Raw genomic sequence first — 18233 nt, forward strand, 5'->3', positions numbered from 1 at the left:
CGGCGCCGCGACCCGGGGCTCAGAGCGGTCCGAGCTCGGCCGCCGCCTCGTCGCCGGCATCGGGCAGCGGAGTGCCGCCGCAATGGCTGCCGCGTTCGCGGTAGGGCGTGGTGGCGTAATGCGCGCGGTAGCACTTGGAGAAGTGCGACGGGCTGGCGAAGCCGCAGGCCAGCGCCACGTTGATCACGCTCATGTCGGTCTGCATCAGGAGGTTGCGCGCCTTCTGCAGCCGCAGCTCCATGTAATAGCGCTTGGGCGAGCGGTTGAGGTAGCGGCGGAACAGCCGCTCCAGCTGCCGCGTCGACATGCCGACCTCCTGGGCCAGCAGGGCCGGGCTGATCGGCTCCTCGATATGGGCCTCCATCTTGTGGATGACCTCGGCGAGCTTGGGGTGGCGCACGCCGATCCGGGTCGGCACCGACAGCCGCTGGGTGTCCTGGTCGGTGCGGATGGCGGTGTAGATCATCTGGTCGGCCACCGCGTTGGCGAGGTCGGGCCCCCAATCCTCGGCCACCACCTTCAGCATCAGGTCGATGGCGGAGGTGCCGCCGGCGGCGCTCATCCGGTTGCCGTCGAGCACGAAGACCGACTTGGTCAGGGTGACGTCGTCGAATTCCTCGGCGAAGCTGTCGTGGTTTTCCCAGTGGATGGTGGCGCGCCGGCCGTCCAGCAGCCCGGCCTGAGCCAGCGTGAAGGTGCCGGTGCAGAGCGCGCCCAGCTTGGGGCCGTTGCGGGCCTCGCGGCGCAGCCAGGACAGCAGGCGCTTGCTGGTGGCGGCGCGCACGTCGAGCCCGCCGCAGATCACCGCGGTGTCGTCCCGGCTGAGCGGCGGCAGCTCGCCGTCGAGCTGGAACACGGTCCCGGCCGAACAGCTGGCGGTGCCGCCGCCATCGCCCACGGTGGTCCATTCGTAGAGCGTGCGGTCGGCCATCCGGTTGGCCAGGCGCAGGGTCTCCACCGCGGCGGCGAAGCTCATCAGCGTGAAGCGCGGCAGCAGCACGAAGACGAACCGCCGGGGCTTGCCGGGAGCCACGACCTCCACGACCTGACGCTGGCTCTGCATGACGACACCCCCGCGGATGGCCCGATGTTGGCGCCGGTCCCTGACCGGAAACACCACCAGAGTCCAGTGGCCTAGCCACCGCGTCAAGGCTCGTGCCCAAGAAAGTGTATGGCCAGTGCCCCGGTGCGGGGCTATAGACCGCGGACGCTATCGCTAACGATTGCAGAGAGACCTTACGGACCGGAGACGAGAGCATGACGGAATGGCAGAAATCGGCCTGGCGCGCGAAGCCGCGGGTGCAGATGCCGGACTATACCGACATAGCGGCGCTGAATGCCGCCGAGGCGCAGCTCTCCAAGTATCCGCCGCTGGTCTTTGCCGGCGAGGCCCGGTCGCTGAAGCGCGCGCTCGGCGCCGCCGGCCGCGGCGAGGCCTTCCTGCTTCAGGGCGGCGACTGCGCCGAGGCCTTCGACCAGTTCTCCGCCGACGCCATCCGCGACACCTTCAAGGTGATGCTGCAGATGGCCATGGTGCTGACCTACGGCGCCAAGGTGCCGGTGGTGAAGGTCGGCCGCATGGCCGGCCAGTTCGCCAAGCCGCGCTCGGCGCCGACCGAGGTGCAGAACGGCGTCGAGCTGCCGAGCTTCCGCGGCGACATCATCAACGAGCTGGCCTTCACCCCCGAGGCGCGGATCCCCGATCCGCGAAAGATGCTGCAGGCCTATACCCAGGCCGCGGCGACGCTGAACCTGCTGCGCGCCTTCTCCACCGGCGGCTATGCCGACGTGCACCAGGTCCATGCCTGGACGCTGGGCTTCACCGAGCAGGACGAGGCCTCGAAATACCGCGAGATGGCGGCGCGGATCTCCGACACGCTCGACTTCATGAAGGCGGCCGGGCTCGAGAGCGACACCAACCACAACCTGCGCACGGTGGATTTCTACACCAGCCACGAGGCGCTGCTGCTGGAATACGAGGAGGCGCTGTGCCGGCTCGATTCCACGTCCGGCAAGTGGCTGGCGGGCTCGGGGCACATGATCTGGATCGGCGACCGCACCCGGCAGCCCGACGGCGCGCATGTGGAATTCGCCCGCGGCGTGCTGAACCCGATCGGGCTGAAATGCGGCCCCAGCATGACCTCCGAGGATCTCAAGGTCCTGATGGAGAAGCTGAACCCGACCAACGAGGAGGGGCGCCTGACCCTGATCGCGCGGTTCGGCGCCGGCAGGGTGGCCGAGCATCTGCCGCGGCTGATCCAGACCGTGCGCGAGCAGGGCGCCCGGGTGACCTGGGTCTGCGACCCGATGCACGGCAACACGATCAAGTCCGCCTCGGGCTACAAGACCCGCCCCTTCGAGTCGGTGCTGCGCGAGGTGCGCGACTTCTTCGCGGTGCACAAGTCCGAGGGCACGGTGCCGGGCGGGGTGCATTTCGAGATGACCGGGCTCGACGTCACCGAATGCACCGGCGGCGTGCACGCGGTCTCGGACGAGGATCTGTCCGACCGCTACCACACCGCCTGCGATCCGCGCCTGAACGCCACGCAATCGCTGGAGCTGGCCTTCCTCGTGGCCGAGGAACTGACCGCGCACCGCGAGGCCCGCGCCGCCGCCAACGGCTGAGCGGCCGGACGACCTTTCCGGCTTGCCGGACACGCCCCGCAGCGCCAGCGCGCCGCGGGGCGTCGCGTTTCGAGCCGCTGTCTGCCGGAGCGCACGCAGTATCCCGTCGCCATCCGCCGCGGATCTCCACCGGCAGACTGACACAGTCGCACACCTCAAGACTCGGACATCGTCGGCATCCTCCGGCGCGACCGGGACGGCATGAGCCGCGAGCACCATACCTTCGGCGCGGGCAACTCGCTCGGCCACGATGTCCACGTCGAGACCGGGGAGCGGAGGTGCACCGACAACCGGCATGGGCAACGACATCCCGCCGGGCGAGATCAAGCGCCAGTCCGAAAAGGCCAGAATGTCGGCGTCCCGGGGTATCGCGGCAGCGATGGGCGCACCACCGAGGTCCTGCACGAGGTGCCTCCCGCCAACGGGGGCTTCCCGGTCTCCGACCGTGGCCATGCCGCCGATCCGGGCGTGGAGTTCTGCGACGGCGACATGTTCCCCGTCTACCGAGCCCGGCACAGATCGCGGAACCGCACCGAACCGGTCGGCGCCCAGGTCATGGGGACCCCATGGACGAGGAGGGCAGGCCGCGGCCAAGTGGCATGCCTCGGCGGCGGTGAAACCTTCGGCGGCCAGGGGCCGCCGCGTGGGCCGGGGCTGGAGCGGCCCCGGTTCAGGCCGCCTCGGTGCCGTCGCCGCTGCGACCGAAATCCTCCGGCGACAGCAGCGCCAGCTGGTCCCGCGCCCAGGCCCGGGTGTTGTACTTCTCGACCACGCGGCGCAGCTCGGACATCCGCGCGCGGCGCTCCTCCTCGGGCATTTCCAGCGCCATCTCGATCGCCGCATCCATCGAGCGGTTGGAATAGGGGTTGGTGAGGATGGCCGAGCTCATCTCCATCGCCGCGCCGGCAAATTCCGACAGGATCAGCACGCCGTCGCCGTCCGAGCGTGCGGCGGCGAATTCCTTGCACACGAGGTTCATGCCGTCGGCCAGGGGCGTGATCCAGGCGATGTCGGCGGCGCGGTAATAGGCCACCAGCGTCTCGAACGGGATGGCCCGGCTGATCAGCGCGACCGGGGTCGAGGAGAAGGTGCCGAAACGGCCGTTGATGCGCCCGGCGATCTGTTCGATCTCGGACTGGATCTCGGCATAGGCGGTCATGTTGCGGTTGGCCGAGACCGAGACATGCAGGAGCCGGACCTTTCCCTGCAGGTCCGGACGCCGCTCCAGCAGCCGTTCGAAGGCCAGAAGCTGGTCGGCGCCGCCCTTGGTGTAGTCGGTGCGCCCGACCGACAGGATCAGCCGCGCGCAGCCCAGCTCCTCGCGGATGTCCTGCGCGCGCGTCGCGGTCTCCTCGGTGTTGGTGATGGTCGAGATGTAGTCGGTGTCGACGCCCACCGGCGTGGTGCCGAGCCGCACCTTGCGGTCCTCGAGATGGATCTCCACCGGGACCGTGCGGTCCGACAGCGCCGAGCCCTCGGAGATGAAATCGGCATCGACCCGCTGGCGCGGGATCTGGCCGACATCGCGCAGCGAGCGCACCACGCTGACGAAGTTCGAGGCGTAGCGCGGAATGTGGAAGCCCACCACGTCGCAGGCGAGCAGCGAATCGACGATCTCGCCCCGCCAGGGCAGGACGTTGAACATGTCGGCGCCGGGAAACGGCGTGTGATGGAAGAACGAGATCCGCACGTCCTTGCGCATCTGCCGCAGGTAGCCCGGCACCAGCCAGAGATTGTAGTCGTGCACCCAGACCGCGGCGCCCTGGCCGGCCTCGGCGGCGGCGGCCTCGGCGAAGGCCCAGTTCACCTCCTTGAAGGTCGGCCAGTCGACGGGGTCGTAATTGTACTTCTCCTTGAAGCCGTGGAGGATCGGCCAGAACGCCTCCTTCGAGGTGACGTGGTAGAAGCTCGACACTTGGTCCTTGGTCAGCGGCAGCCGCGAGACGGTGTACTTGCCGAAGCTGTCCTCGATCTGGATCACCCGCTCGAAGCCCGGGTCGGAGGGATCCTCGGCCTCCTTCCAGGCCACCCAGGCGGCGTCCTCGACCTTGCCGAAGAAGCTCTTGAGGGTGGGGACGATGCCGTTCGGGCTCGTGTTCTCGCGGAACACCGTGCGGCCGTTCTCCACGACCTCCTCGTAGGGTTGGCGGTGGTAGACGATGACGAGATCGCTGCCCATGTCAGACTCCTTTGGGGACAGGGTGCAAAGACTTGGCCGCCACGGCCTCGAGGATGCCGCCGGCGCCTTCGGCCCGGGCCTTGTGGACCTGAGGTAGATCGGCGACCCGCTCCAGCAACGCCGGCTCGGAGCCGCCCACCGCCACCGCGGGCAGGCCCGAAACCAGCATCGACAGGTCGTTCAAGGTGTCGCCCGCGGCCAGCACCCGGTCCTCGGCGATGCCGTGATGGGCGACGAAACGGCGCAGCGACGGGCCCTTGCTGACGCCCTTCGGCAACACGTCGAAATAGCGGTTGTCGGAGACCAGCGTGTCGAGCCCAAGCTCCTCCACGATGCCGTGGGCGCGATCGTCGAACCGGTCCGCATCGAGGTCGTAGCTCACCCGGTAGCGGAACTCGGTGGGCTGGAGGGTGAGCCCGGGATGGTCGCGCAGCGCCGCGCGCACCCGGGGACCGGAATCGCGCCACGCCGCGGCGATCTCCGTCTCGAGCGCGGCGATGGGCGCGATCCGCCGCCCCTCGACCGCCGCGATGGTCGTGCCGACATCGCCGATCACGTATTCCGGCCAGGGCACGCCGCCGTCGCAGAGCTCGGCGATGAAGGCCGGGTCGCGGCCGGTGACGAAGACCAGCCCGATGGTGGCGCGGTTCTCCTCGATCCAGTCGTAGAGGCGGCGGCGATCGGCGGCGCTGCCGCCGAGGAACGTGCCGTCGAGATCGGTGGCGAGAACGAAGGTCTTGTCGGCAAGGCGGGTGCTGGCGGCGGTCATGGGGTCTCGGATTTGGGAAGCTTGGAGGGATGGGCGAGGGCGATGTCGAGGGCGCGCGGCTCGGACTGGATCGGCCGGGCCCAGAGTTCCGTGAAGGTCTCGTGCAGGTCGGCGCCGTCGTAGAGGATGGCGTGCACCGCCTCGCAGATCGGCATTTCGACGCCGATGCGCCGCGCCAGGTCCACCACCGAGACGGCGTTGACCTCGCCCTCGACCACGACGTCGCGGCCCTCGAAGCATTCCGACCGCGACAGGCCCTGGCCGAGCTGGACGCCCAGCGACATGTTGCGCGAGGTCATCGAGGAGCAGGTCAGCGTCAGGTCGCCGGCGCCCGAGAGGCCGGTGACGGTTTCCCGCCGCCCGCCAAGCGCTTCGGCGAGGAACTTCATCTCGTCGATGCCGCGGGTGATGAGCGCAGCGCGGGTGTTCTCGGCAAAGCCCGCGCCGGTCATCATGCCGCAGGCGATGGCGATGACGTTCTTCACCGCGCCGCCGATCTCGACGCCCACGAGGTCGTCCGAGACGTAGGGCCGAAAGCTCGACGACGACATGGTGACGGCGAGCCGCGCCGCCGGGCTCTCGCCCGGGTCGAGCCGGTCGGTGTAGCGGAACTCGAAGGCGATGGTGGCGGCGGTGGGATGGCCGAGGGCGGTTTCGCGGGCGAAGGTCGGCCCGGACAGCGCGCCCACCGGATGGCCCGGCAGTTCCTCCTCCACGACATGGCTGAGCAGGTAGCCGGTGCCGCGCTCGATGCCCTTGCAGCAGAGCGCCAGCGGCACGCCGGCGGGCAGGTGCGGGCGGATGGTGCGGCACAGCTCGCGCAGGGTGCGCGACGGCGTGACGATCAGCACCGCCTCGGCGCCCGACAGCGCCGCATCGAGGTCGCCGGTCGGCTGCAAGCCGGGCGGCAGCGGGGTGTCGGGCAGGTATTCGGCGTTCTCGCGCTGCTCGCGGATCGCCTGGGCCAGCTTGCGGCGCCGGCCCCAGAGATGCACCGCGCGCCCCGACGAGGCCGCGACCGCGGCCAGGGCGGTGCCCCAACTGCCCATGCCGAGCACCGCGATGCGGTCATAGGGGCGAGCGTAGATCACGCCGCCGCGCCGCGCCTGCGGCGTCTGATTGGGGATGTTCAGTCGATGTCCGTCCATGGGCTCTCGCGACGCTACTGGGCTGCGGGGCCGGGCGCCCGGGCGCCGCCTTCCGCATGGTCCATAGCCTAGGCAACGGCGCGCCGAAGTCCACCACGCCCGGTGGCGGCAACGCCACCCGGCCTCCTTGCGCCCTGGGCAGGCTCCGGGCGCGGCGAACCCGCGTCATAGGCGGCCGCGAGACCCGATTCGGTGCGCCGGGGCCGGCCGCGGCATCGGAGACGATGTCGAAACTATGGCGCAAATTTGTGCAGCTTGTCGGCGGAACGGGCAGCCCGCTGGCACGTTATCCGGGCAACAGGGCAGAACCGTTGACTGGTTTCTCGCCCCTCTTAGCCTGAATGGCGCCGCAGCGCGGCACCCGCCGAAATCCCCGAGGAGCACATCCATGGTCACCACGTCCGACGCCAAGCCGGCGCCCGTCCGTACCGCGATCTTTCCGGTCGCGGGGCTGGGCACCCGCTTCCTGCCCGCGACCAAGTCCACGCCGAAGGAGCTGCTGCCCGTCCTCGACCGTCCGCTGCTGCAATTTGCCATCGACGAGGCCCGCGCCGCCGGGATCGAGCGCATGGTCTTCGTCAGCCATCCCTCGAAGGGCGCCATCGAGAACTACGTCCGCGCCGACCGGGAGCTCGAGGAGACGTTGCGCGCGCGCGGCAAGGACGACCTGGCCGACATGCTGCAGGACAACGCGCTGGGGCGCGAGGACGGCGACGTGCGCTTCGTCATGCAGCCCGAACCGCTCGGGCTGGGCCATGCCATCCTCTGCGCCGCCGACGAGGTGCTGCCCGGGCCGGTGGCGGTGATCCTGCCCGACGACCTGATCCTCGGCGAGCCCGGCTGCATTGCCGAAATGATCGATGCCTACGATGCCGAGTCCGCCGGCCACATGGTCGCGACCATGCAGGTGGGAACGGACGAGGTGAAGAGCTACGGCATCCTGTCGGTCACCGGGCGCGACGGCCCGCGGCTCTTGGCCGACGGCATGGTGGAGAAACCCGATCCGGCGGAGGCGCCGTCGCGCCAGGCCGTGGTCGGCCGCTATGTTCTCGACGCCTCGATCTTCGACGACCTCCGCGGCCTGCCGCCGGGGGCGGGCGGCGAGATCCAGCTCACCGATGCGATTGCCCGCGGCGCCGACCGCGTCGGGCTGTGCGGCTACCGGTTCAGCGGCACGCGCTACGATTGCGGCTCCAAGCGCGGCATGCTGCAGGCAACCATCGCCTATGCCGCCCAGCACCCGGAGTTCCGCGGCGCGCTGGACGGAATCGAGCACACGCCGATGGCGGCGGAATAAGCCGCCCGCCGGCCTCAGCTGTCGCGCTTGGGGCCGTTCGACACGACGAGGCGCAACCGCGGCGCCGAGGGTGGTCGCGTGAAGGGTCGCGCGGCATCCGCGAAGCCGGGACGCGGCGCCGCCGCCTCCGGCCCGGCCGCGTCCGGCGCCAGGTCGAGCGGCGACAGTGCCAGCGCGCCCAGGCTCAGCCGCCGCGGCTGGCCGTCCGGGTCGCCCAAGGCCACCAGCCCGCCCAGCACCCGGTCCACCGCACCGCCGGCCGAGCGCAACGGCAAAAGAATGAGCCTGGCCGGGATCTCCGAGCCGCTGCCGCGTGCCGCGAGATCGGCGCGCAGAAGAGCGGGATCGTCCAGAACCGACCGGATGGCGGCCTGCAACTGCGTGCGGTCCTGCGGTGCGAAGAGCGTGGAGAAGGGCAGCCCGGCCGCCCGGGTGCCCAGCAGGCGATCCACCTGGCTGCCGGCCACGCGAAGCCGCAGCTCGCCCGGGGCGACGGTCTCACCAAGGATGGCGTGGTCCAGCGCCTCGCGGATGCCGCGGGGATCGAGCCGGTCGCGGTGCGGCACGCCGCCGGCGCGGTCGCGGAGGGCGGCCCAATAGGCCTCGATCTGGTGGAGTGGCGCGAGCCCGCAATGATCGGAATGGTCCATTTTGCCCGCCAGCCTGCGCAAGTTGCCGCGTCGACGCATCGCCGAAGCCTCCCTGTGGCGCGGCAGGCCACGCCCCCCATGAGCCTTCCGCCGTGACATTAACACTGCCTTAATTACCCCGATTTCGCCGCGAATTCGCCCCATTTCGCCGCGGATGGTTAACCGGCCGTTCACCTTGTCACGCCGCAGCGGCTGTCGTAGGTCAGTCCCGGCAGGAGGGGGAAGGACAGCAATGCGGCACTCGATGACCGGCTATGCCGCGGCGCCAGGCTCCCACGGCGGCACCGAGTGGCACTGGGACATCCGCAGCGTGAATGCAAAGGGCCGCGACGTGCGGTTCCGCCTGCCCGAGCCCGTCGAGACGCTGGAGCCCGACCTTCGCCGCCGTGTCGAGGCGCAGGTCGTCCGCGGCAACGTGACGGTGACGCTGCGCCTGCAGCGCCGCGATGCAGGGGCGGGGGCCGCGCTGTCGGACGCGGCGCTCGAGACGGCGCTGCGCGCCGTCGCCCGCGTCGAGGCCCATGCCGCGCTGCAGGGGCTGACGCTGTCGCGGGTCAGCGCCGCGGAGATCCTCGCCATGGTGCCCGCCGCGTCCGAGGCCGAGGACGGCGCCGAACGCGCGACGCTGGCCGCGGCGGTGCGTGACAGCTTCGCCGCCGTCTTCGACGCCTATCTCGCCAGCCGCGCCGCCGAGGGCGCGGCCCTGCAGGAGGTGCTGCTGGGCCAGCTCGACGAGATCGCGGCGCTCACCCGCGCCGCCGGCGATGCCGCGGCCGAGCGCGCGCCGGCCCAGCGCGAGCGGCTGCGGGCCCAGATCGCCCGCCTGCTGGGCGAAACCGATGCCGTCGACGAGGCGCGGCTGGCGCAAGAGCTTGCGCTGCTCGCCGTGAAGAGCGACGTCACCGAGGAGATCGACCGCCTGCAGGCGCATGTCGCCGCGGCGCGCGAGATCCTCGGCGGCGCGGGCGCGGTGGGCCGGCAGCTCGACTTCCTGATGCAGGAATTCAACCGCGAGGCCAACACGCTCTGCGCCAAGGCGCAGGCGACCGACCTGACCCGCATCGGGCTGGCGCTCAAGACGGTGATCGACCGGCTGCGCGAGCAGGTGCAGAACCTGGAGTGAGCATGACCGACCGCCGCGGCCTTCTGATCATCCTGTCCTCGCCCTCGGGCGCCGGCAAGTCGACGCTGGCGCGGCGGCTGCGGGAATGGGATCCGACGATCCGGTTCTCGGTCTCCGCCACCACGCGCGCGCCGCGGCCCGGAGAGATTGACGGGCAGGATTACCATTTCCTGACCGAAGCCGCCTTCAAGCACGCCGTGACCGACGGCGACATGCTCGAACACGCGCATGTCTTCGGCAATTTCTACGGCTCGCCCAAGGGCCCGGTGCGCCAGGCCATCGACGAGGGGCGCGACGTGCTCTTCGACATCGACTGGCAGGGCGCGCAGCAGATCCGCAATTCCGAGCTCGGCCTGCACACGCTGTCGATCTTCCTGCTGCCGCCCTCGATCGCCGAGCTCAAGCGCCGGTTGGAAAGCCGCGGCCAGGACAGCGCCGCCACGATCAGCAAGCGCATGCAGAAAAGCTGGGACGAGATCAGCCACTGGGACGGCTACGATTTCGTGCTGGTGAACACCGATCTCGACGAGACCGAGATGCGGCTGAAATCCATCGTCACCGCGGCCCGCCTCCGGCGCTCCCAGCAGCCGGGTCTGACCGCGCATGTGCGCCGCCTGCAAAGCGAATTCGAGGAAGGATTGCTGACATGACGCTCTACGCTCTGGAGGGCATTGCCCCCGAGGTTGCCGAAGATGCCTGGGTGGCGCCCGATGCCAACGTGATCGGCCGCGTGGTGCTCGCGGCCGAATCCTCGGTCTGGTTCGGCACCACCATTCGCGGCGACAACGAGGAGATCCGCGTGGGCGCCGGCACCAACCTGCAGGAGAACGTCGTCTGCCACACCGATATCGGCTTCCCTCTGACCATCGGCGCCGGCTGCACCATCGGCCACAAGGTGATGCTGCACGGCTGCACGATCGGCGACAACACCCTGGTGGGGATGGGCGCGACGATCCTGAACGGCGCCCGGATCGGTGCCAACTGCCTGATCGGGGCCGGAGCGCTGGTCACCGAGGGCAAGGAGATCCCCGACAATTCGCTGGTCATGGGGATGCCCGCCAAGGTGGTCCGCAGCCTCGACGAGGCGGCGATCGCGCGGCTGCGCAAGTCGGCCGAGAACTACCGCCGCAACGCCGCCCGGTTCCGCGCCGGGCTGGCGCCGCTCTGATCCGGCCCGCGGAGGATCCATGCGCAAGACCCTGATGCGTCCCGGCGGGCTGCCGGAGAGCTCCTCGTCCCCGGTGGTGACGCCGCTGATGCCCTCGGTGGTCTATGCCGCCGAGGGGCCCGACGCGCTCGACGCGCTCTACGAGGGCCGGGCGCCGGGCTATTCCTATGCCCGCGAGGGCCATCCCAATGCCGACGTGCTGGGGCGGCGTCTGGCCACGCTGGAGGCGCTGCCGGACGGCGTGGTCACCGGCTCGGGCATGGCGGCGGTGACCGCGGCGCTGCTGGGCGTGCTGCGCGCGGGCGACCACGTGGTCGGCGGCGACCAGCTCTACGGGCGGTCGCTGCGCATGCTGCGCGAGGATCTGCCGCGGCTCGGCATCGCGGTGGATTTCGCCGATCCGACCTCGGCCGAGCACGTGGCCGCGGCGCTGCGCCCCGAGACCCGCATGGTGCTGATCGAGGTGGTCTCGAACCCGACGCTGCGGATCGCCGACCTGTCCGGCATCGCCGAACTGTGCCGCGACCGCGGCATCCTGCTGGCGGTCGACAACACCTTCACCACCCCGGCCGCGATCCGCCCGGCCGAGCACGGCGCCGACATCGTCATCCAGTCGGTTACCAAGCTTCTGGCCGGGCATTCCGACGTCACCCTGGGCTGGGTCGGCGCGCGCGATGCCGGTCTGACCGACGCGATGCGCGGCTTCGCGGTGACCACCGGGCTGACCCCGAGCCCGTTCGATTGCTGGCTCGGCGAACGCGGCCTGATGACCTTCGGCCTGCGCTACGCCCGCGCCGAGGCGACGGCGGCGCGGCTCGCCGACGCGCTGGCCGACCGGCCGGGCCTCGCCCGGGTGATCTATCCGACCCGGCCCGACCATCCCGATGCCCGCCGCAGCCAGAGCCTGCTCGCCGGCCATGGCGGGCACATGCTGAGCTTCGAGATCGAGGGCGGCCGCCCGGCGGCGGATGCCTTCGCCCGGGCCGCCGAGGGCATCGCCTTCGCGCCGACGCTGGGCGATGTCGGATCGACCCTGTCGCACCCGGCCTCCTCGTCGCATCGCGGCCTGACCGCGGCGGCGCGCGCGGCGCTCGGCATGTCCGAGGGGTTCTTCCGGCTGTCGGTCGGGCTCGAGGAGCCGGAGGCGCTCGAGGCGGTGCTGCTGGAGGGGCTCGCGGCGGCCCGCGCGGCCTGAGCCATGGAGCTCGGCGGGCTGGTCGCGGCGATGCCGCTGGCGGCGCTCTATGTGGGCCCCGACGAACGCATCCGCGCGGCCAACGCGGCCGCCGCCGCGCTGCTCGGCCCGGGGCTCGAGGACCGGCACTACATCACCGCCCTGCGCCAGCCGCAGATCCTCGACGCGGTGGAGCAGGTGCGCGGCGACGGCGCGACGCGGCGCACGCGCTTTCTCGGCAATGACGGCCAGCAGGATACCAGCTTCCGGGTCACCGCCGCGGCGGTGGCCGAGGCCGCCAGGCGCGGCGTTCTGGTCTCCTTCGAGGACGAGACCTCGCTGGCCCAGGCCGAACAGATGCGGCGCGACTTCGTGGCCAATGTCAGCCACGAGCTGAAGACGCCGCTGACCGCGCTGATCGGCTTCATCGAGACGCTGCGCGGCCCGGCCCGCAACGACCCCGCCGCCCGGGACCGCTTCCTGTCGGTGATGGAGAGCGAGGCCGGGCGGATGAACCGGCTGGTCTCCGACCTCCTGTCGCTGAGCCGGGTCGAGGCCGAGGAGCGCATGCGCCCGACCGACCGGGTCGATCTGGGCGCGCTGGTCGCGGCGACGCTGCGCGGCCTGGCGCCGCTGGCGGAAAGGTCCGGCTCCGAGATCGTCACCGACCTGCCGGCGGGACCGCTCGACGTGCCGGCGGCCGCGGACCAGCTGCGCCAGGTGGTGCTGAACCTCGTCGAGAACGCGCTGAAATACGCCGGCGAGGGCGCGCGGGTCACGGTGCGCCTGACCGGCCCGGCCTTCGAGCCGCGGCTGCGCGGCGCGGGCGCCCGGCTGGCGATCTCCGATACCGGCCCCGGGCTCGACCCGATCCACATCCCGCGGCTGACCCAGCGCTTCTACCGGGTCGACACGCACCGGTCGCGCAGCATGGGCGGCACCGGGCTCGGCCTCGCGATCGTCAAGCACATCGTCAACCGTCACCGCGGCCGGCTCGAGATCGAGAGCGCGCCGGGCCGGGGCTCGACCTTCACCATTCTGCTGCCGGTTGCCTGAGCGCGATTCGCGGCGCGTCACAATCGCCCGCCCGAAGCTTCGGGGCTCCGGGGGCTGCTTTGGGCACAGCCCGGCGCGGCGGAAAGGCGCCGAAAAAATATCGAGGGAAATCAACCACCTTCGATGTCTGACCGAAAGCCACCATGCCTGACCGGACGTCAATCGCGGTTGTCATACTACTGTTACGCAGACGTCACAAAAGCATCGCCACGCATCTCTAGCAGGCAGGCCAAGATCATCGTTCGGGTGGTCCTACACCACGCAAGCAATCGGGAGTTCCTGATGAAGACTGCAACCCTTTCCGCCTCCGTCCTCGCGCTGGTCGCCGCGGCACCGGCCTTTGCCCAGTCGCGCGACAACGTGCAGGTCGCCGGCTCCTCCACGGTGCTGCCCTATGCCTCGATCGTCGCCGAGGCCTTCGGCGAGAATTTCGACTACCCGACGCCGGTGGTGGAATCGGGTGGGTCCTCGGCCGGTCTGAAGCGGTTCTGCGAAGGCGTGGGCGAGAACACCATCGACATCGCCAACGCCTCCCGTGCGATCCGCGACGCCGAGATCGAGGCCTGCGCCGCCAACGGCGTGGACGAAATCATCGAGGTCCGCATCGGCTATGACGGCATCGTCTTCGCCAGCCAGACCGACGGTCCGGACTTCGCCGCTTTCGAGCCCGCTGACTGGTTCCAGGCGCTGGCCGCCCAGATCCCCCAGGACGGCGCGATGGTCGCCAACCCGAACGAGACCTGGGCCGACGTGAATGCCGACCTGCCGGAGGTCGAGATCGCCGCCTTCATCCCCGGCACCAAGCACGGCACCCGCGAGGTCTTCGAGGAGAAGGTGCTGCTGCAGGGCTGCGAGGATACCGGCGCGCTGCAGGCGATGCTCGATGCCGGCATGTCCGAGGATGACGCCGAAAGCGCCTGCATGGCGGTCCGCACCGACGGCAAGTCGGTCGACATCGACGGCGACTATACCGAGACCCTGGCCCGCATCGATTCCAACCCCGACGGCATCGGCGTGTTCGGCCTGGCGTTCTACGAGAACAACACCGACAAGCTGAAGGTCGCCACCATGGGCGGCGTCGAGCCCTCGACCGAGACCATCGCCTCGGGCGAGTACCCGGTGTCGCGACCGCTCTACTTCTACATCAAGAAGGCGCATCTGGGCGTGATCCCGGGCCTCAAGGAATTCGCCGAGTTCTTCGTCGCCGACGAGATTGCCGGCGAGGGTGGCCCGCTCGCCGATTACGGCCTCGTCCCGGATCCGGAGCTGGGCGCCACCCAGTCCAAGATCGCCGACGAGACGACGATGTCGCAGGAAGCCTCCTGAGGCCTTGCGACCGACGATAATTCGGGGGGGCGGTCCGTGCGGATCCGCCCCCCCGCTGCTATGACGACGCCCGACCGCGACTCGAACGGAGACTGACATGCCGCTGACCTGGTTGGTCCTCATCGTCCTGGCGATCGCCGCCCTGGGCTTTCTCGCCGGGCGCCAACGGGCGCTGGCCGGCGCGGCGGGGGACCGGCGCGGCCTGCATTCGCTGCCGGGCTTTTACGGCTGGAACGTCGCCCTGAAGGCCGCGGTCCCCGCGCTCGGGGTGCTGGTCCTCTGGCTCATCGTGCAGCCCATCGTGATCGAATGGTCGACTGCATCCCGGCTCGGCGATGGCGCCGCCGCTCAGGAGCGCGCCGTCGACCTGGTTCTGGCCGATGTGCGGCGGCTGGCCGGCGGCATCGACAGCGCTGTGGCGCAGGGCGTGCTCTCCGCCGACGAGGCGTCGAGCCTCGACAGCGAGGCCACCGACATCCGCGCGGAACTGGGCGGGGCAGGGGTGGCGCTGGGATCCGAGGTGACGCCGGAGATCCTCGATGCGGCGCAGTATTACCGCGGCCTGAGCGCCATCGGCCACGCCATCCTGACCGGCGTGGTGATCGTGCTGGCGCTGGCCGGCGCCGGCGTCGGGCTGCGCGAGAGCCGGCCCGAGTTCCGCGCCCGCAACAGCGTCGAGACCGGGCTGCGGGCGCTGCTGGTCACCGCCGCCTCGATCGCCATCCTGACGACGCTGGGCATCGTGCTGAGCCTTGTCTTCAACACCATCGAATTCTTCCGCATCTACCCGGCCTCGGAATTCTTCCTCTCCACCACCTGGGCGCCGTCCTTCGGCGGCGGGTCCGAGCTGGGCATCCTGCCGCTGCTCTGGGGCACGCTCTACATCTCGCTGATCGCGCTGATCGTGGCGGTGCCGATCGGGCTCTTCGCGGCGATCTACCTGTCGGAATACGCCTCGCCGCGGCTGCGCGCCGTGGCCAAGCCGGCGATCGAGATCCTCGCCGGCATCCCGACCATCGTCTACGGCCTGTTCGCGCTGCTCACCGTCGGGCCGCTGCTGATGCAGGTCTTCGGCGACAAGGGGCTGGGCTGGATGGATGCCGGCACCGCGGTGATGACCGCCGGCCTCGTGATGGGGATCATGCTGATCCCCTTCGTCTCCTCGCTGTCCGACGACATCATCAACGCGGTGCCGCAATCGCTGCGCGACGGCTCCTACGGGCTGGGGGCCACGCGCTCCGAGACGGTGCGCCAGGTGGTGCTGCCGGCGGCGCTGCCGGGCATCGTCGGCGCCGTGCTGCTGGCCGCCAGCCGCGCCATCGGCGAGACCATGATCGTGGTGCTGGGCGCCGGCGCCGCGGCGCGCATGTCGCTGAACCCGTTCGAGGCGATGACCACGGTCACCGCCAAGATCGTCAGCCAGCTCACCGGCGACGCCGATTTCGCCTCGCCCGAGGCGCTGGTGGCCTTCGCCCTCGGCATGACGCTCTTCGTCATCACGCTGGGGCTCAACGTCTTCGCCCTCTACATCGTCCGCAAGTACCGGGAACAGTACGAATGACCGCGACGCAGACCGACCTTCCCGCGCCCGGCCGCCGCTCGCTGACCGAGGTCGACACCCGCACCCGGCGCCGCAACGCCGCCGAGCGCCGGTTCCGCGCCTACGGCATCGCCGCCATCGCCACCGGCCTGTTCTTCCTGGCGGTGCTCCTCGGCTCGATCGTCTGGAACGGCTCGACCGCCTTCCAGCAGACCTTCCTCGAAGTGCCGGTGCACCTGCCCGAGGAGAAGCTCGACAAGAGCGGCAACCGAGACCCGGCCGAACTGGCCAAGGCCACCACCTTCACCTACCAGCCGCTGATCGCCGACGCGCTCTGGGCCTATATCGAGGCCGAGGGGATCGAGACCGAGCTCGAGGGCCCGAAGGACCTCAAGCCGCTGATCTCGGCCTCGGCCGCGGCGCAGATCCGCGACCGGGTGCTCGCCAATCCGGACCTGATCGGCCAGACGGTGGACACCCGCATCCTCGCCTCGTCGCGGGTCGACGGCTACTTCAAGGGCCGGGTCGACCGCGGCACCGCGGCGCGCGACAAGAACATCGACGTGGTCCATCTCGACCTCGTCGACGCGCTGCGCGAGCGCGGCGCCATCGAGAAGGCGTTCAACTGGAACTTCATCCTGGGCTCCGATGCCTCCGAGAGCCGGGCCGAGCAGGCCGGCATCGGCGTCGCCATGCTGGGCTCGCTCTTCATGATGCTGGTGGTGCTGATCCTGGCGCTGCCGATCGGCGTCGCGGCCTCGATCTATCTCGAGGAATTCGCGCCCAAGAACCGCTTCACCGACCTCATCGAGGTCAACATCTCGAACCTCGCCGCGGTGCCCTCGATCGTCTTCGGCATCCTGGGCCTCGCCGTCTTCATCCAGTTCATGGAGCTGCCGCAATCGGCGCCGCTGGTGGGCGGGCTGGTGCTGACCCTGATGACCCTGCCGACGATCATCATCTCGACCCGCGCCTCGCTGAAATCGGTGCCGCCCTCAATCCGCGACGCGGCGCTCGGGGTCGGCGCCTCGAAGATGCAGTCGGTGCTGCACCACGTGCTGCCGCTGGCCATGCCGGGGATCCTGACCGGCACCATCATCGGCCTGGCCCAGGCTCTGGGCGAGACCGCGCCGCTGCTGCTGATCGGCATGGTGGGCTACATCGCCACCAACTACCCCGAAGGCGTGGCCGAGGGCTTCCTCGCGCCCAATTCGGCGATGCCCGCGCAGATCTACGAATGGGCTAAGCGCGCCGACCCCGCCTATTACGAACGCGCCTGGGGCGGCATCATCATCCTGCTGCTGTTCCTGTTCGCGATGAACGCCATCGCCATCCTGTTGCGCCGCAAGTTTGAGCGCCGCTGGTAAGGAGGATAGAACCGTGTACGACACGCCCCGATCCGCGGAGACCAACGTGATAAACGACACCAAGATCAACGCGCGCAACGTGCAAGTCTATTACGGCGACACCCACGCCATCAAGGACGTCTCCGTCGACATCCTCGACAAGACCGTGACCGCCTTCATCGGGCCGTCGGGCTGCGGCAAGTCGACCTTCCTGCGCTGCATCAACCGGATGAACGACACCATCGACATCGCCCGGGTCGAGGGCGAGATCCTGCTCGACGGCGAGGACATCTACGACCGCCGCGTCGATCCGGTGCAGCTGCGCGCCAAGGTCGGCATGGTGTTCCAGAAGCCCAACCCGTTCCCCAAATCGATCTACGACAACGTGGCCTACGGGCCGAAGATCCACGGTCTGGCCCGCAACCGCGCCGAGCTCGACGAGATCGTCGAGAAGGCGCTGCGCCGCGGCGCCATCTGGGACGAGGTCAAGGACCGCCTGCACGCGCCCGGCACCGGGCTCTCGGGCGGCCAGCAGCAGCGGCTCTGCATCGCCCGCGCCGTGGCCACCGAGCCCGAGGTGCTGCTGATGGACGAACCGTGCTCGGCGCTCGACCCGATCGCCACCGGCCAGGTCGAGGAGCTGATCGACGAGCTCAGGGCCAACTACTCGGTGGTGATCGTCACCCATTCCATGCAGCAGGCCGCCCGGGTCAGCCAGAGAACGGCGTTCTTCCACCTCGGCAACCTGGTGGAATACGATGACACCAACAAGATCTTCACCAACCCGCGGGACAGCCGCACAGAAGCCTACATCACCGGACGGATCGGGTAA

Annotated in this window: 16 protein-coding genes; 11 read left to right on the top strand and 5 right to left on the bottom strand. The window is 70.0% G+C overall.

Annotated elements, in window-relative coordinates:
• Nucleotides 1–19: 19 nt before the first annotated feature.
• Nucleotides 20–1063 carry a GlxA family transcriptional regulator gene (locus ACXYMW_RS06360; protein ID WP_459034460.1) on the bottom strand — a complete coding sequence of 348 codons (1044 nt, stop codon included), beginning with the start codon at nucleotides 1061–1063 and terminating at the stop codon, nucleotides 20–22.
• A gap of 194 nt (nucleotides 1064–1257) precedes the next feature.
• Here ACXYMW_RS06360 and ACXYMW_RS06365 point away from each other — a divergent pair, with 194 nt between their 5' ends.
• The gene (locus ACXYMW_RS06365; RefSeq protein ID WP_459034461.1) at nucleotides 1258–2625 is read left to right on the top strand and encodes a class II 3-deoxy-7-phosphoheptulonate synthase; all 1368 of its coding nucleotides are present in this window, start codon (nucleotides 1258–1260) and stop codon (nucleotides 2623–2625) included.
• A 670-nt stretch (nucleotides 2626–3295) separates the two neighbouring features.
• Here the strand turns inward: ACXYMW_RS06365 and ggpS are convergent.
• The 3 genes from ggpS to ACXYMW_RS06380 are packed head-to-tail and all read right to left on the bottom strand — an operon-like array spanning nucleotide 3296 to nucleotide 6721.
• Complete coding sequence (gene ggpS, locus ACXYMW_RS06370; protein ID WP_459034462.1) at nucleotides 3296–4804, bottom strand: glucosylglycerol-phosphate synthase; 1509 nt, start codon at nucleotides 4802–4804, stop codon at nucleotides 3296–3298.
• Nucleotide 4805: 1 nt separating this feature from the next.
• Nucleotides 4806–5573 carry an HAD-IIB family hydrolase gene (locus tag ACXYMW_RS06375; protein ID WP_459034463.1) on the bottom strand — a complete coding sequence of 256 codons (768 nt, stop codon included), beginning with the start codon at nucleotides 5571–5573 and terminating at the stop codon, nucleotides 4806–4808.
• Complete coding sequence (locus ACXYMW_RS06380) at nucleotides 5570–6721, bottom strand: NAD(P)H-dependent glycerol-3-phosphate dehydrogenase (protein ID WP_459034464.1); 1152 nt, start codon at nucleotides 6719–6721, stop codon at nucleotides 5570–5572. Before ACXYMW_RS06380 ends, ACXYMW_RS06375 begins: the two co-directional genes overlap by 4 nt.
• 388 nt (nucleotides 6722–7109) lie before the next feature.
• Here ACXYMW_RS06380 and ACXYMW_RS06385 point away from each other — a divergent pair, with 388 nt between their 5' ends.
• Nucleotides 7110–8018: a UTP--glucose-1-phosphate uridylyltransferase gene (locus ACXYMW_RS06385; protein WP_459034465.1), complete on the top strand. Its 909-nt coding sequence runs from the start codon at nucleotides 7110–7112 to the stop codon at nucleotides 8016–8018.
• Between the two features lie 14 nt (nucleotides 8019–8032).
• Here the strand turns inward: ACXYMW_RS06385 and ACXYMW_RS06390 are convergent, their stop codons facing one another.
• Nucleotides 8033–8668 (bottom strand): PAS domain-containing protein, encoded by a 636-nt coding sequence (locus ACXYMW_RS06390; protein WP_459034466.1) that lies wholly within the window; start codon nucleotides 8666–8668, stop codon nucleotides 8033–8035.
• Between the two features lie 244 nt (nucleotides 8669–8912).
• Between ACXYMW_RS06390 and ACXYMW_RS06395 the strand changes: the two genes are divergently transcribed.
• From ACXYMW_RS06395 to pstB, 9 genes are all read left to right on the top strand, one after another.
• Entirely contained in the window at nucleotides 8913–9791 is an 879-nt protein-coding gene (locus ACXYMW_RS06395; protein WP_459034467.1) for a YicC/YloC family endoribonuclease, read from the top strand.
• Nucleotides 9792–9793: 2 nt separating this feature from the next.
• The gene (gene gmk, locus ACXYMW_RS06400; RefSeq protein WP_459034468.1) at nucleotides 9794–10441 is read left to right on the top strand and encodes a guanylate kinase; all 648 of its coding nucleotides are present in this window, start codon (nucleotides 9794–9796) and stop codon (nucleotides 10439–10441) included.
• Nucleotides 10438–10959 carry a gamma carbonic anhydrase family protein gene (locus ACXYMW_RS06405; RefSeq protein WP_459034469.1) on the top strand — a complete coding sequence of 174 codons (522 nt, stop codon included), beginning with the start codon at nucleotides 10438–10440 and terminating at the stop codon, nucleotides 10957–10959. The genes gmk and ACXYMW_RS06405 overlap by 4 nt, the downstream gene beginning before the upstream one ends.
• Before the next feature lie 19 nt (nucleotides 10960–10978).
• Complete coding sequence (locus tag ACXYMW_RS06410; protein ID WP_459034470.1) at nucleotides 10979–12154, top strand: trans-sulfuration enzyme family protein; 1176 nt, start codon at nucleotides 10979–10981, stop codon at nucleotides 12152–12154.
• Nucleotides 12155–12157: 3 nt separating this feature from the next.
• Entirely contained in the window at nucleotides 12158–13189 is a 1032-nt protein-coding gene (locus tag ACXYMW_RS06415; protein ID WP_459034471.1) for a sensor histidine kinase, read from the top strand.
• 282 nt (nucleotides 13190–13471) lie between these two features.
• Entirely contained in the window at nucleotides 13472–14515 is a 1044-nt protein-coding gene (locus ACXYMW_RS06420; RefSeq protein ID WP_459034472.1) for a substrate-binding domain-containing protein, read from the top strand.
• A gap of 97 nt (nucleotides 14516–14612) precedes the next feature.
• The gene (pstC, locus tag ACXYMW_RS06425; protein WP_459034473.1) at nucleotides 14613–16076 is read left to right on the top strand and encodes a phosphate ABC transporter permease subunit PstC; all 1464 of its coding nucleotides are present in this window, start codon (nucleotides 14613–14615) and stop codon (nucleotides 16074–16076) included.
• Nucleotides 16073–17422 (top strand): phosphate ABC transporter permease PstA, encoded by a 1350-nt coding sequence (pstA, locus tag ACXYMW_RS06430; RefSeq protein WP_459034474.1) that lies wholly within the window; start codon nucleotides 16073–16075, stop codon nucleotides 17420–17422. The genes pstC and pstA overlap by 4 nt, the downstream gene beginning before the upstream one ends.
• Nucleotides 17423–17435: 13 nt before the next feature.
• Nucleotides 17436–18233, top strand: coding sequence for a phosphate ABC transporter ATP-binding protein PstB (gene pstB, locus ACXYMW_RS06435; RefSeq protein ID WP_459034475.1), 798 nt, complete (start codon nucleotides 17436–17438; stop codon nucleotides 18231–18233).

The organism is Roseivivax sp. CAU 1761 (assembly GCF_054482755.1).